Genomic DNA, 25,459 nt, shown 5'->3' with positions numbered 1-25,459 from the left:
CGGACGCGACGTCATGCGAGCCCTTCTTCTCCCCTTGAGGGAGAAGGATACGGAGCCTTGTCGCCGTGAGGCGGCTAGGCGCAGTTGGATGAGGGGTGCGGATCTCAGATCCGCTCGATCCTCCGGATCGACACCCCTCTCCCAGCTTCGGCTAGGCAGCAAGCTGCCAAGTCTGCGCATCCCTCTCCCTCAAGGGGAGAGGGTTTGGAAGACACCCCAAACCGCCCACGTCAGGCATCGAGCAGATAGCCCATGCCCATGGCCTGGCCGAGCTGGCGGAGGCGGCGGTCGATGGATTCGCCGGCGAGTGCCGCATGTTCCGGGTCGAGGCGCAGGATGACCGTGCCGTCGCGCACGTCGAGCGAGGAGCCGACCAGCGGCCCTTCCGCGCCGCCGGAGAGGCGCTGGCACAGGCGGATGGCAAGGCCCCACTGGATCGCGCGGCGCAGCAGCGGCTCGGGAGCAAGGCCTGCGAGCAGCGCGGGAATGTTGGTGCCGCCACCGAAATTCGCGTGCAGCGCCTGCCCCAGCGCCGCGCGCTCGGCGGCATTCACGCCGACCCAATTGCCCTGCAAGGCGAATTCCATGCCGCGCTCCGCGCGAAACTCGGGATTGGCGCGCCAGCCGACATCCGCCAGCAGACAGGCCGCGAAGCGGATGCGCGCCCATTCCGGCGGATCGTCGTGGAACAACGGCGCGATCCAGCCACTGATCGTGTCGCCATGGCCGACAAAGCGCCCCTGCGCCTCACCCTCGATGCGGGCGGCGACGAGGAGCGGGTCCTGATTCGCCATATCGCGCGGCAAGCTCTCGTAGAGCAGCCCTTCCCGCAGCCCGAAGGCTGAGACGGTGAGATGGGCAGAGCGCAGCCGTTCCACCACCGCGCACAGCAGATGCGCGGCATCCGGCAGCGTGGGAAAACGCGCGCTGGAGACGCCGACCGCCTTGAGGTCCGCCTTTTGCGCGCTTTCCAGCCATTTGAGCAGTTCGGCCGGGCGATCCGGCGTCATTTCGTAATGATGCAGGATCGGCAGCGAATAATTGGTGAGGTGCATGTCCAGCCGCGCCAGCGCGCGCCAGCTGCCGCCGATCAGATAGAAGGGCAGGCCCTGCTCGATGTCGCCGAGACCCTGCGCATCGAGCAGCCCATCGAGATGCTGGACCAGCCCCTTGCGTCCCCGCGCGCGGACGTCACCGATTCGAAAAATGCCGAGCGGCAGGGAAACGGGCATCTCCACGCCCTCGGGCCGCACGCGCACCAGTTCGAGACTGCCGCCGCCCAGATCGCCCATGATCCCGTCCGCACGCGGCATGCCGGAGAGCAGCCCGTGGGCAGAGGCCAGCCCTTCCTCCTGACCGCTCAGCACGCGGACCTCCAGGCCGATCTCTGCCGCGCGTTCGATGAAGGTATCCCGGTTGGACGCATCGCGCACGGCAGCGGTGGCGACGCAGGTGATCTGGTCCACCTCCATCTCCACGCACAGCCGCGCGAAGCGCTCCAGCGCCACCAGCCCGCGCTCCATCGCCGCCGCGCCGATCCGCCCGGATGTGCCGATCTCCGCGCCCAGGCCCGCCAGCACCTTCTCGTTGAACAGCACGAAGGGAATGCGCCGTGGCCCATCATAGACGACGAGGCGGACGCTGTTGGAGCCGATGTCGATAATCGCGGTGCGGCGGAAATGCGGGCCGTTGAGCGTCGCCTTCATCGAGCGGCGCGTCGTGCGATCCAGCAGGGTCATGGCCGAACCCCTCCCCTCAGCCACGCTCGGAGAGCGAGAGCTTTGGCACCGCGCGGGCGGAGCGCCGCGAGGCACCGCGACCGGAGAGGGACGGATTGGTCATGAAATAATGATGCAGGTTGAACGGCTTCTTCCCCGGTTTGAGGCGTGTGTAGCTGCCATCGCTGCCCAGCGCCCAGCTTTGCTCATCATCGAGCAGATTGGCCACCAGCACTTGATCGAGCACCTGATCATGGACGGTCGGGTTCTCGATCGGCAGCATATACTCGACCCGCCGGTCGAAATTGCGTGGCATCCAGTCCGCCGAGCTGATGAACAGCCTGGCGCTATTATTGGGCAGGGACTTGCCATTGCCAAAGGCCCAAATGCGGCTGTGTTCCAGGAACCGCCCGATCACCGACTTTACCGAGATATTCTCTGACATGCCCGGTACGCCGGGCCGCAGGCAGCAGATGCCGCGCACGATCAGTTCCACCTTCACGCCCGCATTGCTGGCGGCATAAAGCTGCTCGATGATCGCGGGGTCCACCAGGCTGTTCATCTTCGCCCAGATGGTCGCGGGGCGGCCAGCGCGGGCATGCTCAATTTCCGCTTCGATCAGCGCCGCGAGCTTGTCGCGCATGTGCAGCGGCGAGAGCGTGATCATCTCCATATGCTGCGGCTCGACATAGCCGGTGATGTAATTGAACACGGCGGCGGCATCGCGCCCGGCCCGGGGATCGGCGGTGAAAAAGGATAGGTCCGTATAAATCCGCGCGGTGATCGGGTGGTAATTGCCGGTACCGAAATGGCAGTAGGTGCGAAAGCCGTTGCCCTCGCGCCGCACGACCATGGAAATCTTGGCGTGGGTCTTCCAGTCGATGAAACCGTAGACGACCTGCACACCGGCGCGCTCCAGTTGCGCGGCCCAGAGCAGGTTCTGTTCCTCGTCGAACCGCGCCTTCAGCTCGACCACCGCCGTGACGGACTTGCCCGCCTCGGCCGCGTCGATCAGCGCGCGGATGATCGCGCTCTGCTTGCCCGCGCGGTAGAGGGTCTGCTTGATCGCCACCACATCGGGATCGTCCGCCGCCTGCTTGAGGAAGGCGATGACGACATCGAAGCTCTCATAGGGGTGGTGGACGACGATGTCCTTGGCGCGAATCGCGGCGAAGCAATCGCCGCCATATTCGCGGATACGCTCGGGGAAGCGGGGAGCATAAGCCGGGAATTTGAGGTCCGGCCGGTCTTCCTCGACCACCTCGGCCAGATCGGCGATACCCATGAAGCCATCGATATCCACGACCATGGCCTCATGGCCCTGCATCATCGTCTGCAGCTTGGTTTCGACCGGCTCGGCCACCCCGCTCTCGATTTCCACGCGGATGATCCGGCCGCGCCGGCGCTGCTTGATGGCGCTGCGATAATAACGGACGAGATCCTCGGCCTCTTCCTCGATCTCGATGTCGCTATCGCGCAGGATGCGGAACAGGCCGCTGTCTCGCACGATGAAGCCGGGGAAGAGCAAGGCCGAATAGCGCCGCACCAGCGCCTCGATGGCGATGTAGCGCGCGTTCTTGCCCGGTACGCGGATGAAGCGCGGCAGCGTGGCCGGCAGAATCACCAGCTCCTGCACCACCTCCTTGTCCGATTCGCGCAGCAGGTCGAAGAACAGGCTGAGGCCCTTATTGGGAATGAACGGGAACGGGTGGGCGGGATCGAGCGCCTGGGGCGTGAGGATCGGGAAGATCTGCTCGAGGAAATGCTGGCGCATCCAGCTGTCCGCGCGGGCATCCACCGGTTCGGGGCCGATCACGCTGATATGCGCGCTGCGCAACGCGGCATGAAGATCATGCCAGACGACCTGCTGGGCGGACATCAGCGCCTCGGCCCGGTCGCCGATCGCCTCCAACTGCTGGGCCGGGGTCAGCCCATCGACCGAGCGCATTTCGACGCCCTGGAGCTGCTGGCCCTTGAGACCGGCCACCCGGACCATGAAAAACTCATCGAGGTTGCTGCCGGAGATGGAGAGAAAGCGCAGCCGCTCCAGCAGCGGATGCGCCGGATTGCAGGCTTCCTCCAGCACGCGCTGATTGAAATTGAGCCAGGACAGCTCCCGGTTGAAGTAGCGCGCCCCGTTTGCGGCGCCCGCGCCCGTGATCGAAGAAGTGGGATCGGCTTCAGACACGGTCAATGGGTTCCCTCATGCGGTGCGGTCTCATCCGCTCCGTCTAGCAGCGCATTGTTACGGAGCGCTTGCCGCGCCAGCGCAACCGAGAGTTTCTGCCCACGCGCCAGAGACAGCGCGTTCAGCTCCGCGACCACGCCATCGATCGCGGCATAACAGCGCGCGGTGCGGCGGGCGAGAAAATCCGGGAGGTCCGGGGCGAAGGCCGAACCTGCCTGCTCGAGCCCATGAGCGATCAGCGCTGCGGTAACGGCTTCGTCCGGCGGGAGGATACGCGCGACGGCGGCGGTGGCGAGGCGCGTGCGCAGATCGGGCAGCGCAATCGTCCATGTCGGCGGCGCCTCGGTGGCGACCATCAGCAGCGGCCGGCCCGAATCGCGCGCCTCGTTCCAGAGGTGGAACAGGTGGGTCTCATCGGCGCGGTCGGCATCATCGACCAGCACGCCGCCGCTTTCGCGCAGAAACACCTCCGCGATGAGCGAACGACCGGACCGGGATGGGCCGACAAGCAATGTGCAGGGCGAGGGCCAGCGCTGCCAGTCGCGCACCAGCGCGAGCGCGTCGGCATTGGCAGCGTGGACCAGCAGACTTTCCGCTCCGCCATGCCGCGACCAGCCGATGGGCAGCGGCAACTGGGTCATTGCCCGCCCCCGCCTCCGCCGGCTGGTGGACTTGCGCTCCGACGGGCGATCCGCAGCGTGTTGCCAGATACGGCGACCGAATATCCCCGTCCTTCAAGCTGCGCGCGCAATTGCTCGATCGTGCCGCTGAAGCCGACCTGCATGACAGACGTGCCGCCGAGTGCCAGGCTTGAGGTCGAGGCCGCGCTGACCCCCGGAATACCCCGCAGCATCGCCTGCGCTTCCCCGACCGAGGCCGTGGTGGGCGTCTCGATCTGAACGCTGAACGAGGCGGCACCGGGCGTATCGGCCGGCAGGACACCGAGGATCGCCTCCAGCCCAACCGCATTCTCGATCTCGACCGCGTTGACCGGCTCCTCGATCACCAGCGAGGGGTCGAGCCGCAAGGTGCCGTCCGCCAGCGCGCCGGCGTAAAGCTGGTCGATCCGGGCGACGGCATCGCTCATCATCTTGGGCAGGTCGGCGGGCGTGGCAGCGCGCAGGGTGAAATCCCCGATAAAACTGTTGTCCGGTCCATAGCGCGCGCTGAAATGGCCGGTGATCGGCCCGCCGGGAAAGCTGCGCTCGATCCGCGCGATCGGCATGATCACATCCGCCGCCCCATAGAGATCGAGGAGGATACGCCACCAGTTCCGCCCGCGCCGGCCGGTCTGACCGGGATTGAGCAGCAGCGAATCCGGGCCGTCGCCAGCGGTGCGCACATAATCGATCGGGCTGTCGGAAATGCGGAATTCCGCCCACGCCTTCTGCCAGGGCGTCACCCGCTCGAAGGTCATCGGCGTACCCGAGTCCCAGAGAACCGGGATCACCAGCAAGGGCGGCGAGCGGCGAATCTGCCCGGAAACGCCAAGCGCCTGCCCGGCCCTAGCTCGATCGAACATCACCGAGAGCGTGGCGATATAGCGATTGGGGCCGATCTGCTCCTGCTGCACCTCAATGCCGGACACCAGCCCATCCAGCACGCTGTCCCCAAGCGCAGGGCCATTGCCGCCATGCGTCCGCTTCCACAGCGATTGCCAGGCGAGGCGCTGGGCCAACCGCCACCCGGTCGCCCGCGCCGCATCGGCATTGGGCCCGGCGACATCGACGCGAATATCCTTCACCTCGAAATCGCCCTGCGAGGCCAGCGGCGCAATGCCCCGCTCACCCTCGATCTGCGCGACCAGCACAGCCGCAAAGGCCGCCAGAACCAGCGCGAACACGAAGTGAATGGGGCGCAAGGATGGCAGAGAGAGCGTCACGGCGCCCTTTTGGCGGCATTGTTCTGGAAAACCAAGCCCGATTTGGTAAGGGCCACGCATGGACTCCAAGCACAACCAGCCCAAGGGCTACACCTATGCGCAGGCCGGCGTGGACATTGCCGCCGGAAATGCGCTCGTTCGCGCCATTGCTCCGCTCGCCCGTGCGACCCGGCGACCGGGGGCGAATGCCGATCTGGGCGGATTCGGCGGCTTCTTCGACCTCAAGGCTGCCGGCTTCACCGATCCGCTGCTCGTCGCGGCGAATGACGGCGTCGGCACGAAGCTGAAGCTCGCCATCGACAGCGGCAAGCACGATACGGTGGGTATCGATCTGGTGGCCATGTGCGCCAACGACCTTATCGTGCAAGGCGCCGAGCCGCTCTTCTTCCTCGACTATTTTGCGACCGGGCGCCTTGATAATGGCGTGGCGGAACGCGTGATCGCGGGCATTGCCGAGGGCTGCAAGCAGGCCGGCTGCGCGCTGATCGGCGGCGAGACGGCGGAAATGCCCGGCATGTATGCAGATGGCGATTATGATCTCGCCGGTTTCTGCGTCGGTGCGGTCGAGCGCAACGAAGTGCTGACCGCCGACAAGGTGGCCGAGGGCGACGTAATTCTGGGCCTCGCCTCCTCGGGCGTCCACTCCAACGGCTATTCGCTGGTGCGGCGCCTAGCGGCGGACAAGGGCTGGAAGCTGGACCGCCCTGCTCTGTTCGATCAGGAAGTGCTGCTCATCGACGCGCTGATGGCGCCGACCCGGATCTATGTGAAGCCGCTGCTGCCGCTGGTCCGCCAGGGCCTCGTCCATGCGATGGCGCACATCACCGGCGGCGGCCTGCTGGAGAACATCCCGCGGATTCTGCCCGCCGGCCTGCACGCGCATATCGATGCGGATCTTTGGGCGCAGCCGCGGCTGATGGCTTTCCTTCAGGCGCAGGGCAATATCGAGCCGGGCGAAATGGCGCGCACGTTCAATTGCGGCATCGGCATGGCCGTGGTCGTGGCGCCCGCCGATGTGGACGCGGTGAGTGCGGCGTTGCGTGAGGCGGGCGAGACCGTCCACCGCATCGGCGAGATTCGCGCTGGCGAGAAGGGCTGCACCGTGCGCGGATCGCAAGAGACGTGGTGCGCCATGGCAGACTGGAACGCGGTCCATCTGGGGTAATAAGCCCGAACGGATTGGGGGAACTGACGTGTCCAAGGCCAAAGTCGCGGTGATGCTCTCCGGCACGGGGACGACGATGACGTCGCTCCTCTATGCCTCGCGCCTGCCGGACTGCCCCTATGAGATCGTGCTCGTCGCCTCAAACAAGCCTGAGGCGCGCGGACTGACCGTCGCGGCGGCCGAGGGCGTGGCGACCTTTGCCCACAGCCACAAGGGCATGGGCCGCGAGGCGCATGAGGCGATCATGCTCGACGCGCTGCGGGCATCCGGCGCCGATTATGTCGCGCTGTGCGGCTATATGCGCATCCTCACCGCCGACTTCGTGGGCCAATGGGCGGGGCGGATGCTCAACACCCATCCCTCCCTGCTGCCCAAGTTCAAGGGGCTCGACACGCATCAGCGGGCCATCGACGCGGGCGACAGCCATGGCGGCTGTACCGTCCACCTCGTCACACCGGCGCTGGATGACGGCCCGGTATTGGGGCAAATCCCGGTCGCGATCCTGCCCGAAGATACGGCCGACACGCTCGCCCAGCGCGTGCTTTATGCCGAATATCAGCTCTATCCCCGAATGCTCGCCAGCTATGTGGGGCGCGAGATGGACCCGGACTGGCTCATCGACCGCGTGGGCCAACTGGCCCTCGCCTTGCCGGAGGCGCACGCGCGCGAATCGCATGGCGCGGCGGGCTGGCGTGTGGGAAGCGAGGCCTTGGGCAAGTTCTTCGCGTATGTTTCTGTGCGCCACCATGGCGAGGACGCGGTCGCGCTGCTGGTCAAGACCTCCGGCGCCGACGAGATGGCCGCGCTGATCGAGGCCGACCCCGACATCTATTATCGCCCGGCTTATTATGGCGCGAGCGGCTGGATCGCGATCCGCCTCGACCGGCCCGGCGTGGACTGGGAGCATGTGCGCGGCTGGCTCGAAAAGAGCTGGCGCGCCGTGGCGCCTAAGCGGCTGACAAAAATGCTCGAGATTGCGGACCAGTTCTAGCGCGGGAGCGCTGGCGGTCCCGACGTCCCAGCATTCCTTTCCGTCATTCCCGCGCACGCGGGAATCTAGCTTAAACCTCGCGTCACCGCGAAGGGTAGTCTGGATTCCCGCGTGCGCGGGAATGACGGAGAAAGATGGATCGAGGTCTTCGCATAACCGTCGACGTTTCCTCTCCGCAGCCGAAGTCCAGACATCCTCGCGCCAATTGATCGAAACCTCAAATAGGTATAGGGGGTATCCCTATGTCACACCTTCTGCAGATTAATCCGCAGCTGCTCGCCCGCGTCCGGCGGATCGGGGGGCAGGTCACCGCCATCGAGCGCGCGCTCGAATCGGACAAAAGCTGCACGGACATCTTGCATCTGGTGGCAGCCGTGCGTGGCGCGGTGAACGGGCTGCTCGATGAAATCATTGCCGAGCATCTGGAGGCGCATGTCGCGCGGCCTGGCCTGAGCGATGCCGAACGCCAGATAGGGGCGGACGAACTGCTGGCGGTCATCCGCCGCTACGCGAAGTAGGGAACGGTGATGCGGACACTCGATATTGACGGCCTGACGCCGAGCCACGACTTCCTCGGCGCCTCGCATGACCAAAATGCCCGGCGGACCTATTGGGTCATCCTGCTAACCGTCGTGACGATGGTGGGCGAGATCGTCGCTGGCTATTGGACCGGATCAATGGCGCTGCTGGCGGATGGCTTCCATATGGCGACCCACGCAGGCGCGCTGTCCATCGCCGCATTCGCTTATGGCTATGCGCGCAAACATGCGCAGAACCCCGCCTACAGCTTCGGGACCGGCAAGGTCGGCGATCTGGCAGGCTTTGCCTCCGCCATGGCGCTCGGCCTCGTCGCGCTGGCGATTGCCAGCGAGTCAGCGGTGCGCCTGTTCGAACCGACGAGGGTCGCTTTCGGCGAGGCGACCTTCGTGGCGGTGATCGGCCTGCTGGTGAACATCGCCAGCGCGCTGGTGCTGATGGGCGGTGCACATGGGCATGATCATGGCCCTGGACATGATCACGGTCACGCGCATCATCATCACGCCGCCCATGACCGTGGCGCGCATGACCATGATGGCCATGAGCATGGGCATAGCCACGGCCATGACAATAATCTGCGCTCAGCCTATTTCCACGTGCTGGCGGACGCGCTGACCTCTGTCCTCGCGATCGGCGCCCTCCTCGCCGGGCGCTATCTCGATTGGGTATGGATGGACCCGCTGATGGGCATCGTCGGCGCGCTGGTCATCGCCCGCTGGGCCTGGAGCCTGATGCGCGACACCTCGGCCATGCTGCTCGACCGCAGCGACGAGGCGCTGGCCGGCAAAGTGCGGGCAGTGGTCGAGGAGCAAGGCGATGCGCGCGTGGCCGATCTTCACGTCTGGCGCGTGGGTCCGCAGGCCCATGCTGCGATCGTGAGCGTCATCGCGCAACCGGATGTCAGCAGCGACACGATCCGCGCCCGCATGGCCGGATGCTGCACGCTTGCGCATCTCACGATCGAAGTGCGGTAGCCGTCCCCTCGGTCGGGACGGCCCGAGACCTTAGCGGAAATTGTCGGCGTAAGCCTGAATTTTCAACGTCTTGGGTGGCGTTCTCACGACGTGATAGGCGATGCCATAGCGCTCGGCATAAGCACGGGCGGCGTCCTCGTCGGGGAAGCTCAGCTTGACCTGCTCCTGCGTGTCGCCAGAGCCGGCCCAGCCCATCAGCGGATCGGGCTTCTTTGCCTCTGCCGGGGCGAACTCCAGCATCCAGGTGCCGGTGCGCGCCCGACCGGACTGCATGGCGTTCTTGGGTATCTGGTAAATCCGGGCGGACATCGGTGCTTTCCCCATCGTGCATATGCCCAACATGCGAGCGCTTTTGCCGTCGCGCAAAGCGGGGGGCCCTGTCAAGATGATTGGGGGAATGACGCGACCCGTTCGTGTCGAGCGAAGTCGAGACACGGCAGAGCGGTACGCGGGTGTCTCGACTTCGCTCGACACGAACGGAAGGTCATCCGGAACAGGATCACCGACGGGCATCAGCCTTCTTGGTCCGCAGCGTAGCGCTGGCCGCGGCGGGATCATCCGGCCATGGATGCCGCGGGTAGCGCCCGCGCATCTCCTTCGCGACGTCCGCCCAGCTGCCTTTCCAGAAGGCCGGCAGATCCTGCGTCGTCTGGATGGGGCGACCCGCCGGCGATGTCAGGGACAAGACGAGCGGGATGCGCTCGCGCCCGATGACCGGATGTTCCGACAGTCCAAAGAGCGCCTGCACCCGCAATTCGACGGTCGGGCCGGCCGGCGCCTCATAGTCGATGGCGTGGGTGCTGCCGGCCGGGCTACGGAACTCGGCCGGCACCAGCGCCTCGATGCGCTGCGTGGCATCCCATCCCAGGCGCTGGGTTAGCAGGCCATGCAGCGCGCCACCGTCGATCGCGGAAAAGCGCCGGGCATTGGCGGGGAGCAGCATCTCCAGCCAGTCCTCCGCATCAGCGAGCAGCGCCGCATCGCCGATCTCCTCGCCCACGCCCGCAAAGGCAGCCCGTGTCCGCAACGCCTGCGCCGCCTTGCCCCATGGCAACAGCCCCAGTCCCTCGCTGCGCAGCGCCTGCGCCAGTGCGGCAATGATGGCGGCCCGTTCGGGTGCGTCATCCGGCCCGCTACTGAGACGGATTGCGCCCAGATGCCGCTCGCGCAATGCCTCCACGCCGGCCAGATCCTTCCGCCAGCGCACCGTGCGACGATCCACGACGCGATGCCCGGCAGCGACCATCACATCCTCCTCCTGCACGGCTAATGCGGAGAGGATGCGCGCGCCGGCGGCGCTGCCCTGAATATCGCCCACTGCCAGCCAGTCTGCGCGCGCCAGCGGATCGGCGGGATCGAGCCGGAAGCCGCGCCCGCCCGCGCTGATCCAATGTTCGCCGCTGGCATCCCGGCGCCGGGCGATGCGGTCCGGGAAGGCCCGCATCAGACAGCGGGCAAGCGCCGCATCGTCGATGAAGCCTCGCGACGAGCCGGACGCGACCAACCCCAGCCAACGCCGCCCGAGGCCGCGCGCCGCTTCGGCCCGCTGCCCCCGCTCGCGCTGCCAGAACGCATGACGCCGGGCAAGGTCCGCCGATGGCCCGCCCAGCCCGCGCTCGGTGAGCAGCACCGCGACGTCAGCCGCCGCAGCGCCCTCCCCCGCCTCAGCCGAGGCAATGAGCATATGCGCGAGGCGTGGCTCCAGCGGCAGATCGGCGACCGCGCGGCCATGCGGCGTCGCCCGCCCCTCCCCATCCAGCGCGCCCAGCGCCTCGAGCCGGCGCCGCGCCTCGGCCAAGGCCGCCGCCGGTGGCGGATCGAGCCAGCGCAGCGTGGTCGGGTCGGTCACGCCCCACACCGCGCAATCGAGCAGCAGGCCGGTCAGGTCGCTTTCCAGAATTTCAGGCGGATCGAACGGCGGCAGCCCGGCGGTCGCCGCTGCTTCCCACAAGCGGTAGGCCACGCCCGGCGCCTGGCGACCCGCGCGGCCGGCACGCTGGGTTACGGCGGCCTGACTGGCGCGCTCCGTCACCAGGCGCGTGACGCCGGCGGCAAGATCGTGCCGGGGCCGACGGGCGAGCCCTGAATCGACCACGATGCGCACGCCGTCGATGGTGAGGCTGGTCTCGGCGATACTGGTCGCCAATATCAGCTTGCGCGTGCCTGCCGCCGCCGGCCGCAGGGCCGCGCGCTGGGCTCCCGGCTCGAGCGAGCCATGCAGGCGATGGAGGGCGATGCTCTCGGACAGCCCCATCAGCCGCTCGGCCGTGCGCTCGATCTCGCCGACGCCGGGGAGGAAGGCCAGAACATCGCCCTGCGGCTCTTCGGCCAGCGCGCGACGGATCGCCGCCGCCATGCCATCCTCGATGCGCTGCTCTGCCGCCCGGCCAATATGCCGCAGATCGATGGGGAAAGATCGGCCCGCGCTCTCGATCACGGGGGCCGGCTTGCCCTCCACCGCCATGAGCGTGGCAAAGCGCGCACCATCCAGCGTGGCGGACATGGCGAGCAGGCGCAAATCCTCGCGCAGGCCGGATTGCACATCCAGCGCGAGGGCCAGCCCGAAATCGCCTTCCAGGCTGCGCTCATGAACCTCATCGAACAGCACGGCGGCGACGCCGGTCAACTCCGGATCGGCCTGAATGCGGCGCCGGAAAATCCCTTCGGTCACGACGAGGATGCGGGTGCGGGCGGATTGGCGGCTCTCAAGTCGGGTGGCATAGCCGATGGTGTCGCCGGGCTTCTCACCAGCCAGATCCGCCATGCGATCGGCAGCAGCGCGCGCGGCAAGCCGGCGCGGCGAGAGAAGCCAGATCTGCCCGCCCCCCGCCCACGGCTCGCCCAGCAAAGCGGGCGCAACGCTCGTCGTCTTGCCCGCCCCCGGCGGTGCCACGAGCACGGCGTTCGATCCTGCTCGCAAGGCGGCGAGCAGGTCGGGCAGAACCTCATAGATGGGGAGCGTAGCGGTCACGTCATCCGCTTATGCGCCGACGCCGCCAAAGCCAAGCTGGCGGCGTAAGGGATAAGAGCAAAGCCTGACCGTCGCAGCGTCATCCGAGGATGGCGAACATGGTTAATGCTTAACCACCGCCATGGGAGCAATCTGCTCCTGCGATTGCACCGGTGCGGCAAGAGTTCCGTGCACTTGTTCACTTAAGTCATGGAACTCTCTACCTTTTGCCGCAACGCCCGAACGCTCCGCCTCTTTGCCGCGAAGAGGTATTGCTCTGTTAACCGATCGAACCCATCCATGGCCTCGCTGAGGCGCAAGGCTTCGTAAAAATAGAAAGCTCGTCTGGCCCGGTTGGGCCTTTGGGGGTCGTCCAAGTGCATGATCATGTTGTGTCCGCCTCTTTGGCGGAACCGCACGGCGGGTTGCTGTCCGTGCGCCGTATCCCGTCCGCCTGTGGCCAGCGGCTGCGCACCATCGATGTCCGGCTGGCTGATCGGCCCGACCTGCGCGAGCAGGCGCATGATCTCCTGAACCGCATGTATGGATCGCGCGGTTATGGAATGGCGCATCTGCTCCCCGACAATGGCGATCACCAGGCCGTCTTCACCGCAGCGCTGGAAGATGCGGTAATCGCGACGCTCACCCTGACGGTGGACTCACCAGCCGGCCTTTCGACCGATCAAACATTTCGCACGGAACTGGATGCGTTGCGCGAGGCGCCGGGTGCCCGCCTTTGCGAACTCACCAAGTTCGCGGTCGACCCGATGACCAAGTCCCCCTCCGTCCTCGCGGGGCTTTTTCATGTCATCTTCATTTACGGTATGCAGCGCTTCGATTGCACGGATCTGGTGATCGAGGTGCATCCACGCCATGTGCGCTATTATGAGGCCATGCTCGGTTTCGACCGGCTTGGCCCGCCAAAGATGGACGAGTCCGTCTCCTGGTGGCCCAAGGATACGCCGGTACAGCTCATGCGCCTCAAAGTCTGCGATGTCGCCGACCAGATCAATCGCTTTGCCGGCCGCGCCGACAAGATCGGCCGCTCGCTCTACCCCTATTTCTTCTCGCGCGATGAGGAGCAGGACGTCGCACGGCGCGTCGCGCGCTTGTGGGACAGGGATGCGGGTTGCGCAGAACCGCGCAGCCGCAATGGCATGAGCGGCACGTTCTGGCGCAGCGCCGCCTGAACAGGATCGTTTGTCTCATCGCACAAAAATGGGGATCAACGGCTGCACCCGTTGATCCCCATTCTTTATCGAGGCCGTCCCGTGGGAGACGGCCAGGATGATCAGGCGAACTGGACCCGTGCGCTGGTGCGACGTGCGCGGCGCATCGTGTAGCCAAGGCTGCCGAAGCCGAGCAGCATCAGGGCCCAGGTGGCCGGCTCCGGAACCGGCGCGCTCACCGGCGACGGCGTGAAGGTCAGGTTGCCGCCATAGGAGCCAAGACCCGCGGACGTGCCGCTGATTACCAGCTCGTTCAGCATGCCGGCCATGATCGGGAAGCCCGAAATGCCAGCGGATTCAACGTCGGTGCCCTGACCGAAGATCGGGACGTCCTTGCCGTTGATCGTGACCGTCAGCAGGTCGATGTTGGTCGACAGGCCCGACAGCGTCGTGATGATGCCGCCGCTGCCGACGCCATCAACGTCAACGATGAAGCGGTAAATGTCGGTGAAGATACCCGAACCGATGTCGGTGCGGCCAATGGTGGCCGAAACGGCTTCGGTGATGGGGGGAATGGTGTCGCCAGACGTGGTGAACTCGTCATCGCCAGGCGTGAACGTGCAGTTCATGGCAACGCAGGTGGCCGCGTTGGCCGCACCCGGCGCAAATGCTGCTGCAGTGGCCAGCGCGGCCAAAGATACCAGTTTCCTCATGGATAGCTCCTTTGTTTGTTCGGTTTTTGAGCTGGCTCATCATGCTTCTCCCACACCGCCTGAAAGGCGAACATTCCGAGTAGATAATGAGGCGACCGCTCGAGCAGAGAAATACTGGTCGGTTAACGGATTATCAACGAATTCCTCATATTTTATTGCTGTATTTCAGATACTTAATCCAGCCAACCAATTTGCCGGTTCCCAAAGTTCCCAACTGTTAACCGCAGATTTACCACGCTATGGCGGACAGCGCGGTCGCTTCATCGCAACGCACCATCGTTCCCGTGCAGCGCAAAAATATTTGGGTCGTGGCCGATATACCCCGTGTCCCGAAAATGGACGGGAAGGGACTGGCGAGAATAGGGGAAGTGGCGGCCTGCCGCCCAGACAAGCCCCGATTCGGGACCGGCTAGGCGAGGCGGCCGCCCCACCCAATCGGGCAGCGCGGCGCGTCATCTCGCTATGGGTGTCGGGTACAACGTGGGAGGCGCGGGCGCCTGCCGGAAAGCCGGATCAGTAAGCCCGCGCGATGGCGAATTCGACGGCTTCGACCAGCGCAGACTTGGCGGCACCCTTGCCGTACATGCCGATGGCGTCGATGGCGCGCTGGCCATAATGGCGCGCCCGCGCCATGGTGTCGTCGATCGCGCCGGTTTCGCGCAGCAAATGCTGGGCATGGGCGAGATCGGCATTGTCGCCATGGAGGCCGGACATCGCCTCTTTCCAGAATTTGCGATCCGCCTCGCCGCCGCGCGCATAAGCGAGGATCACCGGCAGCGTGATCTTGCCATCGCGGAAGTCATCGCCGGTATCCTTGCCCATCGTCGCGCCGTCCGAGACATAGTCGATCGCATCGTCGACGAGCTGGAAGGCAATGCCGAGATTGCGACCATAGGCATCCAGGGCCAATTCCTCCGCCTCCGGGCGCTCCGCAACCACGGCGGCGATCCGGCAGGCCGCTGCGAACAGGGCTGCGGTCTTGGCACCGATGATGTCGAGATACTGGTCCTCGTCGGTCTCCACACGACGCTGGGCGGTCAGCTGATTGACCTCCCCCTCGGCGATCACCGCAGATGCGTTGGAAAGGATCTTGAGAACCTTGAGGCTGCCATCCTCGACCATCAGCTCGAAGGACCGGCTGAACAGGAAATCGCCGACCAGAACCGAGGCATTATTGCCCCAGATCATGTTGGCGGTCTGCTTGCCGCGGCGCATGGCGCTGCCGTCCACCACATCATCGTGCAGCAGCGTGGCGGTGTGGATAAACTCCACCGTCGCCGCCAGCTTGTGGTGCCGGGTGCCGGCATAATCCAGAAGCCGCGCGCAGGCGAGCGTGAGCATGGGCCGCAGCCGCTTGCCACCGCCGGCGATGAGGTGCCCGGCCAGCTCCGGGATCAGCGGAATGCGCGATTGCATTCGCGCGAGGATGACTTCGTTGACGCGGTTCATATCCTCCGCAACGAGGCTCAGCATCGGCTGGAGGGATGGCGCGCCCTGGCGGGGCAGGTGGTGGATCGTGGCGCTCATGCGCGGTGCTCTGACCAGATGACCGCGCTTTGGCAAGCAAATTGGCTTGCCTTGTGCGCCCGGAGCGGCAAGTGATGCGCCGTTACGGGCGCTGCCCGGTCCCTCATCAGCCTGGTTCGCCCCAGCGAGATCAGGCCACAGGAACAATGCCCCAGAAGCTCAGGGAGACGACCCGGAATGGACGAAACGCTCAGGCGCTACCGCGAAAGCATCGACAATATCGACGCGGCGCTGGTCTTCATGCTGGCAGAGCGATTCAAGATCACCAAGGCGGTCGGTGAGCACAAGGCCCAGTCCGCCCTGCCCCCGGCCGACCCGGATCGCGAGGCCCGGCAGGTCGCCCGCCTGCGCACTTTGGCTGTCGACGCCAATCTCGACCCGGATTTCACCGAGAAATTCCTGCGCTTCATCATCGATGAAGTGATCCGGCATCACGAGCAGATGCGCGCCGACGAAGCGGATGCCGCTGGCGCCTGAGGCGCCCGAGGGTAACGCCGCCAGATTGTTCCCGCTGCGTTAACCAGGTAACAACCTGCGCCGGACCATGATGGGCCATGGGGCAAAGCCAGCGCCAAATCCTTTACGCCTTCATCCGCCATGCCGGCCTGCCGGTACTGGCGGGCCTGGGCTATTTCGTGATTTCCTACGCGACCATATCGCTCAAGGCCACGAATGGCATGGTCGCGCCCGTGTGGATCGCCAATGCCTTCCTGCTGGCCATTGTGCTCGCACGGCCCGCGCGGCAGGCCCCTGCCCTCATCATGGCGGGCATGGTCGCCAATGTGCTGTCTGGCCTGCCGGCTGGCAATAATCTCCAGACGGCTTTGGTCTACGGGTTCGCCAATGGGCTGGAAATCGCCGTCGCGGTGGCCGGGCTCAAGCTGCACAGGAATGGCGCCCACGCCTTTTCGGACCCCGAGGCTCTCCCTCATGTGCTGATCTGGGCCGGGCTGGTCGGCCCGGCTTGCGGCGCTTTTCTCGGCGGACTCGGCGCCTGGGCCAACAATGCCCATCCGCTCAGCGAAGCCTATGCGCGCTGGTTCCTGGCGGATGCTCTGGGCCTGTTGATCTTCACGCCGGTCTTCCTTGCCATGTTCAACGGCGAGATGAAGCGCAGCCTCGCCAGCCAGACCCGGCAACGCAGGCTGGAAGTCGCGGCGCTGCTCGCCCTCACCGCCGGCGCGGCTGGCGTCGCCTTCTTCTCGACGGAATCATCGCATCTGCTGCTCGTCGTTCCGCCCATGCTGCTCGTTCTGCTGCGCAGCGGGTGGATGGCGACGAAGATCGCCCTCGCCATCGTCACCGTCATCGGCGGCGCAGCGATGATGGGTGGCTATGGGCCGCCGGTGATGCACAGCCACCATGCGGCTCATCATCTCTACGGCATCCAAATGTTCATCGCCCTGCTCATCGTGGTGCAGGTGCCGATCTCGGCCATGCTCGCCAGCCGGCAGGCGACGATCGAGCGGATGCGCCAGAACGAGCAGTCGCTCAACCTGCTCGCCTCAGCCTCTCCGGTGCTGCTGCTGGCGTTCAACCTCGAAGGCGTCTGCACACGGGTCGTGGGCACGCGCGAACTACTGCTCGACCGCTCGTTCGATGCGCTTGTCGGTGCAGGGCTCTCCGACATTTCGGAGGAAGGCCAATATGACCTGACCCGCGCGCATAGCGCTGCGCTTGAGGATGTGAGCACCAGCCAGATCGCCGAATTTCGCACCCTCAAGCTGCGCGACGCCTGGATGGAAGCCACATTCCGCGCCCATTTCGACGAAAGCGGCAGGTGCATCGGAACGATAGCCACCGTGCAGGACATCACCCAGCGCAAGAAGCAGGAGCTTTGGCTCTCCCGCACCGCCACGACGGACAGCCTGACCGGTCTGCTCAACCGCGCCGGCTTCCATCAGCGGCTGGAGCAGGCGCTGGTGAAGGCGACACCGGGCACGCTCAGCCTGGCCGTGATCGACATCGACCGATTCAAGCTGATCAATGACAATAGCGGGCACCAGATGGGCGATACCGTGTTGCGAGAAATCGCATGTCGCATCTCGAGCCAGGTCCGGGCGAGCGACGCGGTCGGGCGCATGGGCGGCGACGAGTTCGTTGTGCTCCTCGCCACCTCGAACTGGGATCGCGTGCAGGAAATCTGCGGCCGGATCGTCTCCGCGGTCAGCAGCGAGCCCATTGCCCTGCCCTCGGGTAACAGCCTGCGGGCTGCGATCAGTTGCGGCGTCGTGCGCTACCGGCAGGGGCAAAGCGCCGAGGATTTCATCCATGAGGCGGACATCGCGCTCTACCAGGCCAAGCGCGGCGGTCGCAATCGGGTGGTCGCTGCCTGATCCGCAAGGTCGGCCGCGAACTGGCGACATTTTGTGACATTTGCGTCTGCCCGCGACAAAGTCTCGCGACAAGTCCCCGCTATATCATGGTCATGGCGCTACCCCCCGGCGCCGGCAGACCAGGAATTCAAGTCTATGAAACGTCTCATCGCAATCGCGCTCTCCAGCGTCGGCCTGCTGTCCATCGGGACCATGGCAATCGCTCAATCGGCACCGCAGCCGCCCCAGCGCGGCGAAGCCCGTCCGCCGATGGATCGCGCCTCCCTCGAAAAGCGCCTCGCGACCATGTTCGATGCCGCCGACACCAATCGGGACGGCGTGCTCTCGGTTGAGGAGCGCAAGGCCCATCAGGCGCAGAATCGCGACAAAATGCGCGATGCGATGTTCGCCCGCCTCGACGCCAATAAGGACGGCTCAATCTCGAAAGCCGAATTTACGGAAGCCGGCGCGATGGCCGGCGGCCATCAGCGACGCGGCCATGAAGGCAAACGGCGTGGCCATGGCGGCCCCGGCATGGGCGGCGGCATGATGATGATGGGAGGCGAGCTTGCTGCCTATCGTGACAAGCCGATCCCCCGCGCCACCTTCATCCAGGCAGGCCTTGCCGGCTTCGACCGAATGGACACCAACCGCGACGGCAAGATTTCGCCCGAGGAACGGCAGGCCGGCCGGAAAGCCATGATGGAGCGCCGCAATACCGATCAACGGCCTGCGCAAACGCCCCCGGTGCGCTGAGCCCACTTGGCCGATCCGGCGGAGACAACTCCCATGCCGCCGGGTCGGCCATCCCTACTGCCCTCGGTCGCCTGCCCCTTTCAGGCGGCTGAGGGATGGACCTCAAGACCCAAGCAGGGCAGAGAATTGCATCCCACCGATTTTGCGAAAGCGCTTTGATGTCCGCACGGCCCCATCTCCTCCTCGTCGACGATGAAGCGGCCATTCGCGAGCCGCTGGGGCAATATCTCCAGCGGGCCGGCTTTCGCGTCTCCGATGCCGGGAATGCGGCCGACGCGCGCAAGATCCTCGCCGGCAGCGCCATCGAACTGGTGGTGCTGGATATCATGATGCCGGGTGAGGATGGCCTCAGCCTTTGCCGCTCGATCCGCGAACAGGGCGAGCTGCCGGTGATCCTGCTCACCGCCCGCACTGAAGAGACCGACCGCATCGTCGGGCTGGAAATGGGCGCGGACGATTATGTGCTCAAGCCCTTCTCTCCACGCGAGCTTGTGGCGCGGATCAAGACGATCCTGCGCCGCACCGGCAACGGCACCGCCCGCGAACCGCAGGCAAGCGCATCCCTCTACCGCTTCGAGGGCTGGACGCTCAGCGCTGACGACTGGACGCTGACCGGCCCAGACGAAGTCGCGATCCCGCTCAGCACGGCCGATTACCGGCTGCTCCATGCCTTCGTCACGCATCCGCGCCAGGTGCTCAGCCGCGATCAGTTGCTCGATCTCACGCAAGGCCGGGAAGCCCACGCCTTCGACCGTTCCATCGACAACCAGATCAGCCGCCTGCGCCGCAAGCTGGAAGATGACGCCCGCTCGCCAACGCTCATCAAGACCGTGTGGGGCGGCGGTTACATGTTCGCCGCCGATGTGGCGCGCGAATGACCCTCAGCCTGCGCACCTTTACCGGCTGGCTGCGGCCCAGAACGCTGGCGGGGCAGACAATCCTCGTCGTCGCGGCCTCCCTGTTTGCCGTGCAGCTCATCGGGTTCAGCTTCTATTACATGATGCAGCGCAATCAGTGGGTGACGATTGCCGCCGCCCCGGGCGTCATCCGCATCCTTGAGGCGCTCGATCAGCGAGACGCACCCTCCCCTTGGCATCGCGCGCGGTCGGCCCGCGGCATCGTCGTCACCGACGCGCCGCCCCGCCGTGAGGGCGCCGACTCGCCGCGCGTAGCCGTACGTGCCAACGAGCTGTTCCGCTCGGCCGGGCTGGTGCCGCTCGCGGTTCGGGTCGCCATTGCGGAAGCCCGGCCCGGCGCGGACGGGCGCGAGCGGGCGCGCGATCTTCTCCAGCCGCCCAACCGCCGCGCACCGCGTCTGCAGGTGCAATTGAGCGTGCAACTCCGACCCGACCGCTGGATCACCGTCTACACCCGCGCCGCACCGGTAGCCCAGCCAATCCTGCGTCAGATCGTGATGCAGTCGCTGTTCCTCTATGGCATCGTGCTGATGCCGCTCGTCTGGTTCACCCGACGCCTAGCCCGGCCGCTCCACGCGCTCACCCAGGCCACCGCCCGGGTTGGCACGCCGGAGGGCGCCTCCCCGGTCATCGAAACCGGACCGGAGGATTTGCGGCGCCTCGCGGCGTCCTTCAACGCCATGCAGGACCGTATCCGCTCCATGCTGGAGGAAAAGGACCATATGCTCGGCGCCATCGGCCATGATCTGCGCACACCCCTCACGGCGCTGCGGGTGCGGGTGGAATCGGTCGCCGAGGGGGCGGACCGCGAGCGCATGGTCGCGACCATCGAAGACATGCAGAAGATGCTCGACGACATCCTCTCGCTGGCGCGCGTCGGCCGGGACCGCGAGCCGCCGCAGCGCATGGACCTGGCCGCGCTGGCCGATGCGACCATCGACGATTTCGAGGATATGGGCGTGCCGGTGGAGCGCAGCGAGATGCCGCGCGCCATCGTCAACGTCCATCCCCGCGCCGTCCGCCGCGCGCTCACCAACCTGATCGAGAATGCCGTCAAATATGGCGCACGCGCGCACGTCTCGCTGCGGATCGAAGGCCAACGCGCCACGCTCTGCGTCGCCGACGAAGGCCCCGGCATCCCGGAAGACCGCATCGAGGACATGCTGCAACCCTTCACCCGCATGGAAGCCTCCCGCAGCCGCGACACCGGCGGCACAGGCCTCGGCCTCGCCATCGTGCGGGCAGTGGCCTCCGCGGAGTCAGGGCGGCTGGAACTGCGCAATGGCGCTGAGGGTGGGCTGGTGGCGGAGCTGAGCTTCCCGCTGGCGTGAGGATGGAGTCTCGTCTGCCTAGACGGTGCGCTTAAGACGGGCTAGCGGACCGCTTTGGCCTGGGAAGTGGTCTTCACCACACCTTACCCGTTCCTGCTGAGTAGGGTCCGAGGTGCGCCGAAGGCGCATATCAAAGAGCCGTATCGAAGCATTGCAGCCCTGGAGCGAGTCCTTCGATACGCGGCTTCGGCAGCTAAGCAGCTACTCAGGACAAACGGGACGGGGAGTCCGCGATAGCGTCGCGTCGGACAGTCTGCCTTTAGACCTTGGCGTACCGCCGCGGAACGTCAGGTAAGTCGGAGAATGCGGGCATCCATCATCTTTCACCACGGAATTTCCCCACGACAACTTCCTTTCCGAGAGAGCGCTATGCAGCAGCCTTCCGCATGACGTGCAAGACCCCTTCATCCGGTTGCAACTTCGGATCGTATTCCAGCTTCATTACAAAGCCGAGATTCAACATCAGATGTTCAAAATGAGCCAAGTGCTGCATGTCATCGTTCACATCGCCCGATTTCACAGTTAATATAAGTGGGGATGTTTCTGGATTGAGTTGGACGCAAGTAGACGGCAAACCTCCATCAGTAGGATATATATTAACGCCACACGCCGCCATAAGATTTTGGAACTGCATCGCAAACATTCTAGCTTCAGCGTCCTCGACAGATGAAACTCGCAATTTCCGCGCTTGCGGCTTTTGGAATACATCCGACCTGAATAGTCGATCCAACTCCTCGATTTGGTTAGTGGTAAGGCGACGAGCTTCTTGGGCTTTTTGAAGACGTTCATTCACTCTAGCGGCCTCAGCCTTTGCCTCCTCGGCACGCTGGTTCGCTTCCGCGACTTTCCGTTCAGCTTCGGCGACGCGGGCATCCGCCTCGCTCATGCGCCCATCGGCTTGTATTTTTGTGAGAGCCGCAATTCTGTCACTTGTAACTGTCAACGCTGCACCCGCAACGAGCGCAAAACTACCTGCAACAATGCCCACCCAGAAAGCAAAGGACGCAATTGTTTCCAGCGCCGGAATCGAGCCCCACATTGCGCCACCCCCGAATCTTCCGCTTATCTTGCGCATGAGACGTTTTGCCTCGCGGTTGGGTTAATGGCAACGTCCGCAATGGCGTAGTCTCTGGAACGGCAGTTTTTATCGCGGAAAGTCATTTAGCCGCCATGCCGCTCTTGTTCTAGCTTATTTAGCAGAGCGTACCCCGTCCGCCGCCGCGCCCGGAACCCTCACCGCATCAATGCTGGTCCATCAGCCCCGTCGTGCGGGCTGTAAGATCGGTCTTGCCCGGCGGGGTGTTGGAACTGCGCTTGGGAATCGAGTCCGCATTGATCACCGTCGCGCCTTGGGGCAGCGCGGTTCGGCCGAGGTCCAGCTTGCGCACTTCGGATTCCGCCATAGCGACGCGCTGGTCGCGCACGAGGATGCGGCGGTCGATCTTGGCCTGCTCGGGGCTTTTGGGAGCCGGCGCCGCGGGCTGCGCGTCTGCGGCATTGGCGACCGCCCCCCCGGCGGGAGAGTCCTTGCTCCACGCCAGGATCACCGACATGCGCCGGTTGCGCGGATCGTAGCGGTTGTCAGCGACGAAGGGCTCGCGATCCGCCACGCCTTCGATGCGCGCGAAGCGATCCGCTCCGATGCCGCCCTGTGCGAGCACGGCGCGAGTGGCTTCGGCGCGGGACGACGAGAGCAGCCAGTTATTCATGTTGCGCCCGGCGGCATAAGGCAGCGCATCGGTGTGACCGCGCACGATCACATCGTTCGGCACTTCGGACACCGCCTCGGCGACCTGCGAGAGCAACGCGCGGGCTTCCGGCACAAGCCTGTCCGTGCCGATGGCGAACATCGCGAAATCGGCTTCATCCACCAGATCGATGCGCAGGCCCTCCAGCGTCTCGGTAAAGCGCACATGCTTGCGGAGCCTGCGGAGCGCTTCGGTGCGCTCGAGCTTCTGCTCCAGCTCCTGCTTGAGCTTCTCGAACTTCTGGCGATCCTGGTTCTTGAGATCCTCGCCGCCGACATCCTTGGTGCCCGTGGCGTCGCGCGGGATGGTGATGGCAAGATTGCCCTGCCCGCCCGTCGTCGGATAATTTTCTTTGCTGACGAGGCTGTCGCCGCCGAACATCCCGCTGGAGCCGGCGCTGTCCATCTTCATCTGCACCAGTGTGGGCGTGAAATAGTCGGCCAGCCCCTTGCGCTGCTTCTCCGTTGTCGCGCCGAGCAGCCACATGAGCAGGAAGAAGGCCATCATCGCCGTCACGAAGTCGGCATAGGCCACCTTCCAGGCGCCGCCATGATGGCCGCCATGGCCGCCATCGATGATCTTCTTGACGATGATTGGCCTGGGTTCAGGCTCGTTCACCGGTTTCTTTGCGGCCGATGCCATGGCTTAGCCCTCAACGCCCGCGCATGCCGTCGAACACTTCGGCAAAGGCCGGCTGGTTCGCATGGATGAGGTTGGAGCGCGCGGCCTCAATGACCAGCGGCTGCGGGTGGCCGTGGAGCGAGGCGATGATGATCTGCTTGACGACATGATACATGGCGCCATCCGCCTCGATCACCTGCTTGGCGCGACTGGCGAACGGCCCGACCATACCATAGGCCAGCAACACGCCGAGGAAGGTACCGACGAGCGCCGAGCCGATCATGCCGCCCAGAATTTCCGGCGGCTTGTCGATAGAGCCCATGGTCTTGACCACGCCGAGCACGGCGGCGACGATGCCGAGCGCCGGGAGTGCGTCCGCCAGGCCCTGAAGGTTATCGGCGGGACGAACTGCCTCATGGTGGTGGGTCTTGAGCGCATTATCCATGACGTCCTCGACCGCATGCGGATCGAGCGTGCCGGATGAGACGACCACCAGCCGCAACGTATCGCAGATGAGGTGGATGAGCGCGCTGTCGGCCATCAGCCGGGGATATTCGGCGAAGATCGCGGAGGACTTCGGGTCTTCGATATGCGGCTCGAGCGCGACCGGACCTTCGACCCGCAGCGTCTTCATCAGCTTGCTGACGAGGAAGATGCAGTCGAGATAATCCTGCTTCTTGAACTTGGGGCCTTTGAAGACGGTCATCACGCCGCCGGCCAGCGCTTTCAAGTCCGCGCCGCTATTGCCGATGATCAGCGCGCCTGCCGCCGCGCCGCCGATGATAAGCATTTCGTGCGGAAGCGCATGAAGCACCGGACCAATAGCGCCACCGGTGAGCATGAAGCCCCCGAAGACCATGACCAGCAGAACGACAAGACCGATACCAGCGAACATTCTGATCCCCGCATGTTCATAAAACGGGACCGCGCACAGCTGCTTTTGGTCCCTTCATCCCCTCCTAGAACGGCTCTGCTGAAACAGGGTTTAGCGACAGGGTTAGCGAAAGATGACGATTACGATTTTTCGAAATTTCTGCCGGCGCGAACAAGAAAAACGGCCCGCAGCCAAAAGCCTGCGGACCGCCAGATTTGCCTCTCTTCGAACAGGATCAGAAAAGATCGAACAGCGACTTTTGATTGATCCGCGCGAAGGCCAGTTGCGCGGCTTCCAGCGTCAGCAATTTGCTTTGCAGCTTCACGCTGGTCTCGGTGATGTCCGTATCTTCCAGCGCCGAGCGACGCTCGGTCAGCGCCAGATCGGAATTGGTGAGCCGGCCGCCAATGTCTTCCAGCCGCTGCGAGCGAACGCCCTGCACGGACTGGGCGACAATGACATGATCGAGCGCGGTGCGGGCATCCTGCAGGGCAGCGGAGCGGTCTGCCTCTGTGCCGGTGCGCACCACATTGATAATGTCGGAGATCACCTGATCGATCGACCGGCTGCCCACCGCATTCTCCATGATGCTCGCGCGGGTCGGCACGGCTTCCACGTTCAGCCCTGCGCCAAGCGGAATCAGCACGGCGCTGGGATGATCGAAGACCGGCGTGCCCTGATAATCGGTCTGGTTGAGGAGATCGTTGATCGTGGCGCGAATGCCTTCCAGTTCCTTGGCCACCGCCTCGCGCCCGGTCGATCCGTCGGCAGTCGAGGTGGACGTGACAATCAGCTCGGTCACGCGCGTCATGAGGTTGTTGACCTCGTTGAGATTGGTGCTCGCCTGCGTCGCGCGGGATTCGGCGAAGGTCAGATTGCCCTTCCACGCGGCGTTGATCGACTGGCGCCGCCCCACCTGCGAGATCTGCACCCAGTCATGCGGATTGTCCGAGGGCTGGTTGATCTTCTTGGTCGTCGAAATCTTGGTCTGTTCCCCCGCAATATCCGCAGCGAGCCGCTGCTGGCGGGTAATCTCGGCAGTGATGGACTGCGTGGTGATGAAAACCATGATGGATTGCCCTT

At 65.1% G+C, this 25,459-nt stretch carries 22 protein-coding genes; 10 read left to right on the top strand and 12 right to left on the bottom strand.

Annotation, left to right across the window (positions count from 1 at the left end; genetic code table 11):
* Positions 1-230: 230 nt before the first annotated feature.
* From M2341_RS08095 to M2341_RS08080, 4 genes are read right to left on the bottom strand one after another with little or no spacing between them, the layout of a single operon-like run.
* Entirely contained in the window at positions 231-1,739 is a 1,509-nt protein-coding gene (locus M2341_RS08095; protein ID WP_264584879.1) for a Ppx/GppA family phosphatase, read from the bottom strand.
* A 16-nt stretch (positions 1,740-1,755) separates the two neighbouring features.
* Positions 1,756-3,906: an RNA degradosome polyphosphate kinase gene (locus tag M2341_RS08090; RefSeq protein WP_264575970.1), complete on the bottom strand. Its 2,151-nt coding sequence runs from the start codon at positions 3,904-3,906 to the stop codon at positions 1,756-1,758.
* Positions 3,907-3,908: 2 nt separating this feature from the next.
* On the bottom strand, positions 3,909-4,547 hold the full coding sequence (locus M2341_RS08085; protein WP_264584878.1) for a DnaA ATPase domain-containing protein: 639 nt from the start codon (positions 4,545-4,547) through the stop codon (positions 3,909-3,911).
* Positions 4,544-5,788 (bottom strand): heavy-metal-associated domain-containing protein, encoded by a 1,245-nt coding sequence (locus M2341_RS08080; protein ID WP_264584877.1) that lies wholly within the window; start codon positions 5,786-5,788, stop codon positions 4,544-4,546. The genes M2341_RS08085 and M2341_RS08080 overlap by 4 nt, the downstream gene beginning before the upstream one ends.
* 58 nt (positions 5,789-5,846) lie before the next feature.
* Here M2341_RS08080 and purM point away from each other — a divergent pair, with 58 nt between their 5' ends.
* The 4 genes from purM to dmeF all read left to right on the top strand — a co-directional run bounded on the left by purM (position 5,847) and on the right by dmeF (position 9,455).
* Positions 5,847-6,953 carry a phosphoribosylformylglycinamidine cyclo-ligase gene (gene purM, locus M2341_RS08075; protein ID WP_264584876.1) on the top strand — a complete coding sequence of 369 codons (1,107 nt, stop codon included), beginning with the start codon at positions 5,847-5,849 and terminating at the stop codon, positions 6,951-6,953.
* 28 nt (positions 6,954-6,981) lie between these two features.
* Positions 6,982-7,944, top strand: a complete 963-nt coding sequence (gene purN / locus M2341_RS08070) for a phosphoribosylglycinamide formyltransferase (RefSeq protein WP_264584875.1) — start codon at positions 6,982-6,984, stop codon at positions 7,942-7,944.
* Positions 7,945-8,186: 242 nt separating this feature from the next.
* A complete protein-coding gene (locus tag M2341_RS08065) occupies positions 8,187-8,462 on the top strand; it encodes a metal/formaldehyde-sensitive transcriptional repressor (RefSeq protein ID WP_264584874.1) in 276 nt (91 codons plus the stop codon).
* 9 nt (positions 8,463-8,471) lie between these two features.
* Entirely contained in the window at positions 8,472-9,455 is a 984-nt protein-coding gene (gene dmeF, locus M2341_RS08060) for a CDF family Co(II)/Ni(II) efflux transporter DmeF (RefSeq protein WP_264584873.1), read from the top strand.
* A gap of 30 nt (positions 9,456-9,485) precedes the next feature.
* Here dmeF and M2341_RS08055 read toward each other — a convergent pair whose 3' ends face one another.
* Complete coding sequence (locus M2341_RS08055; protein WP_181559425.1) at positions 9,486-9,764, bottom strand: ETC complex I subunit; 279 nt, start codon at positions 9,762-9,764, stop codon at positions 9,486-9,488.
* Between the two features lie 190 nt (positions 9,765-9,954).
* Positions 9,955-12,426: an ATP-dependent helicase HrpB gene (hrpB, locus tag M2341_RS08050; RefSeq protein WP_264584872.1), complete on the bottom strand. Its 2,472-nt coding sequence runs from the start codon at positions 12,424-12,426 to the stop codon at positions 9,955-9,957.
* 371 nt (positions 12,427-12,797) lie between these two features.
* On the opposite strand from hrpB, the gene M2341_RS08045 reads away from it, so the two are divergent.
* The gene (locus M2341_RS08045; protein WP_264584871.1) at positions 12,798-13,595 is read left to right on the top strand and encodes an N-acyl amino acid synthase FeeM domain-containing protein; all 798 of its coding nucleotides are present in this window, start codon (positions 12,798-12,800) and stop codon (positions 13,593-13,595) included.
* A 101-nt stretch (positions 13,596-13,696) separates the two neighbouring features.
* On the opposite strand, the gene M2341_RS08040 is transcribed toward M2341_RS08045, so the two are convergent.
* Both M2341_RS08040 and M2341_RS08035 read right to left on the bottom strand, forming a co-directional pair.
* Positions 13,697-14,287, bottom strand: a complete 591-nt coding sequence (locus M2341_RS08040; RefSeq protein WP_181559422.1) for an FxDxF family PEP-CTERM protein — start codon at positions 14,285-14,287, stop codon at positions 13,697-13,699.
* Between the two features lie 513 nt (positions 14,288-14,800).
* Complete coding sequence (locus M2341_RS08035; RefSeq protein ID WP_264570092.1) at positions 14,801-15,814, bottom strand: polyprenyl synthetase family protein; 1,014 nt, start codon at positions 15,812-15,814, stop codon at positions 14,801-14,803.
* A 177-nt stretch (positions 15,815-15,991) separates the two neighbouring features.
* Here M2341_RS08035 and M2341_RS08030 point away from each other — a divergent pair, with 177 nt between their 5' ends.
* From M2341_RS08030 to M2341_RS08010, 5 genes are all read left to right on the top strand, one after another.
* On the top strand, positions 15,992-16,291 hold the full coding sequence (locus tag M2341_RS08030) for a chorismate mutase (RefSeq protein WP_264584870.1): 300 nt from the start codon (positions 15,992-15,994) through the stop codon (positions 16,289-16,291).
* Positions 16,292-16,368: 77 nt separating this feature from the next.
* Entirely contained in the window at positions 16,369-18,150 is a 1,782-nt protein-coding gene (locus M2341_RS08025) for a diguanylate cyclase (RefSeq protein ID WP_264584869.1), read from the top strand.
* Between the two features lie 135 nt (positions 18,151-18,285).
* The gene (locus tag M2341_RS08020; RefSeq protein ID WP_264584868.1) at positions 18,286-18,885 is read left to right on the top strand and encodes an EF-hand domain-containing protein; all 600 of its coding nucleotides are present in this window, start codon (positions 18,286-18,288) and stop codon (positions 18,883-18,885) included.
* 158 nt (positions 18,886-19,043) lie between these two features.
* Entirely contained in the window at positions 19,044-19,763 is a 720-nt protein-coding gene (locus M2341_RS08015; protein ID WP_264570088.1) for a response regulator, read from the top strand.
* A complete protein-coding gene (locus M2341_RS08010) occupies positions 19,760-21,133 on the top strand; it encodes an ATP-binding protein (protein WP_264584867.1) in 1,374 nt (457 codons plus the stop codon). The genes M2341_RS08015 and M2341_RS08010 overlap by 4 nt, the downstream gene beginning before the upstream one ends.
* A 367-nt stretch (positions 21,134-21,500) precedes the next feature.
* Here M2341_RS08010 and M2341_RS08005 read toward each other — a convergent pair whose 3' ends face one another.
* From M2341_RS08005 to M2341_RS07990, 4 genes are all read right to left on the bottom strand, one after another.
* A complete protein-coding gene (locus M2341_RS08005; RefSeq protein WP_264584866.1) occupies positions 21,501-22,172 on the bottom strand; it encodes a hypothetical protein in 672 nt (223 codons plus the stop codon).
* Between the two features lie 202 nt (positions 22,173-22,374).
* On the bottom strand, positions 22,375-23,523 hold the full coding sequence (locus M2341_RS08000) for a flagellar motor protein MotB (protein WP_264584865.1): 1,149 nt from the start codon (positions 23,521-23,523) through the stop codon (positions 22,375-22,377).
* A gap of 10 nt (positions 23,524-23,533) precedes the next feature.
* A complete protein-coding gene (motA, locus tag M2341_RS07995; RefSeq protein ID WP_181559413.1) occupies positions 23,534-24,397 on the bottom strand; it encodes a flagellar motor stator protein MotA in 864 nt (287 codons plus the stop codon).
* 214 nt (positions 24,398-24,611) lie between these two features.
* A complete protein-coding gene (locus M2341_RS07990; protein WP_181559412.1) occupies positions 24,612-25,445 on the bottom strand; it encodes a flagellin in 834 nt (277 codons plus the stop codon).
* Positions 25,446-25,459: the final 14 nt, after the last annotated feature.

This window comes from Sphingobium sp. B7D2B, assembly GCF_025961895.1.
Lineage (GTDB): Bacteria > Pseudomonadota > Alphaproteobacteria > Sphingomonadales > Sphingomonadaceae > Sphingobium.
The sequence above is the reverse complement of the archived record's forward strand: the minus strand, read 5'-3'. Positions and strand labels throughout refer to the sequence as shown.

Excerpts from the sequence above, each read along its gene's own strand:
- M2341_RS07990 (WP_181559412.1), bottom strand. The coding sequence starts at position 25,445 with ATGGTTTTCATCACCACGCAGTCCATCACTGCCGAGATTACCCGCCAG.
- M2341_RS08010 (WP_264584867.1), top strand. The coding sequence starts at position 19,760 with ATGACCCTCAGCCTGCGCACCTTTACCGGCTGGCTGCGGCCCAGAACG.
- M2341_RS08035 (WP_264570092.1), bottom strand. The coding sequence starts at position 15,814 with ATGAGCGCCACGATCCACCACCTGCCCCGCCAGGGCGCGCCATCCCTC.
- M2341_RS08015 (WP_264570088.1), top strand. The coding sequence starts at position 19,044 with ATGTCCGCACGGCCCCATCTCCTCCTCGTCGACGATGAAGCGGCCATT.
- M2341_RS08030 (WP_264584870.1), top strand. The coding sequence starts at position 15,992 with ATGGACGAAACGCTCAGGCGCTACCGCGAAAGCATCGACAATATCGAC.
- dmeF (WP_264584873.1), top strand. The coding sequence starts at position 8,472 with ATGCGGACACTCGATATTGACGGCCTGACGCCGAGCCACGACTTCCTC.
- M2341_RS08065 (WP_264584874.1), top strand. The coding sequence starts at position 8,187 with ATGTCACACCTTCTGCAGATTAATCCGCAGCTGCTCGCCCGCGTCCGG.
- M2341_RS08020 (WP_264584868.1), top strand. The coding sequence starts at position 18,286 with ATGAAACGTCTCATCGCAATCGCGCTCTCCAGCGTCGGCCTGCTGTCC.
- M2341_RS08055 (WP_181559425.1), bottom strand. The coding sequence starts at position 9,764 with ATGTCCGCCCGGATTTACCAGATACCCAAGAACGCCATGCAGTCCGGT.
- M2341_RS08000 (WP_264584865.1), bottom strand. The coding sequence starts at position 23,523 with ATGGCATCGGCCGCAAAGAAACCGGTGAACGAGCCTGAACCCAGGCCA.
- M2341_RS08095 (WP_264584879.1), bottom strand. The coding sequence starts at position 1,739 with ATGACCCTGCTGGATCGCACGACGCGCCGCTCGATGAAGGCGACGCTC.
- M2341_RS08025 (WP_264584869.1), top strand. The coding sequence starts at position 16,369 with ATGGGGCAAAGCCAGCGCCAAATCCTTTACGCCTTCATCCGCCATGCC.
- motA (WP_181559413.1), bottom strand. The coding sequence starts at position 24,397 with ATGTTCGCTGGTATCGGTCTTGTCGTTCTGCTGGTCATGGTCTTCGGG.
- M2341_RS08005 (WP_264584866.1), bottom strand. The coding sequence starts at position 22,172 with ATGTGGGGCTCGATTCCGGCGCTGGAAACAATTGCGTCCTTTGCTTTC.
- purM (WP_264584876.1), top strand. The coding sequence starts at position 5,847 with ATGGACTCCAAGCACAACCAGCCCAAGGGCTACACCTATGCGCAGGCC.
- M2341_RS08040 (WP_181559422.1), bottom strand. The coding sequence starts at position 14,287 with ATGAGGAAACTGGTATCTTTGGCCGCGCTGGCCACTGCAGCAGCATTT.
- M2341_RS08085 (WP_264584878.1), bottom strand. The coding sequence starts at position 4,547 with ATGACCCAGTTGCCGCTGCCCATCGGCTGGTCGCGGCATGGCGGAGCG.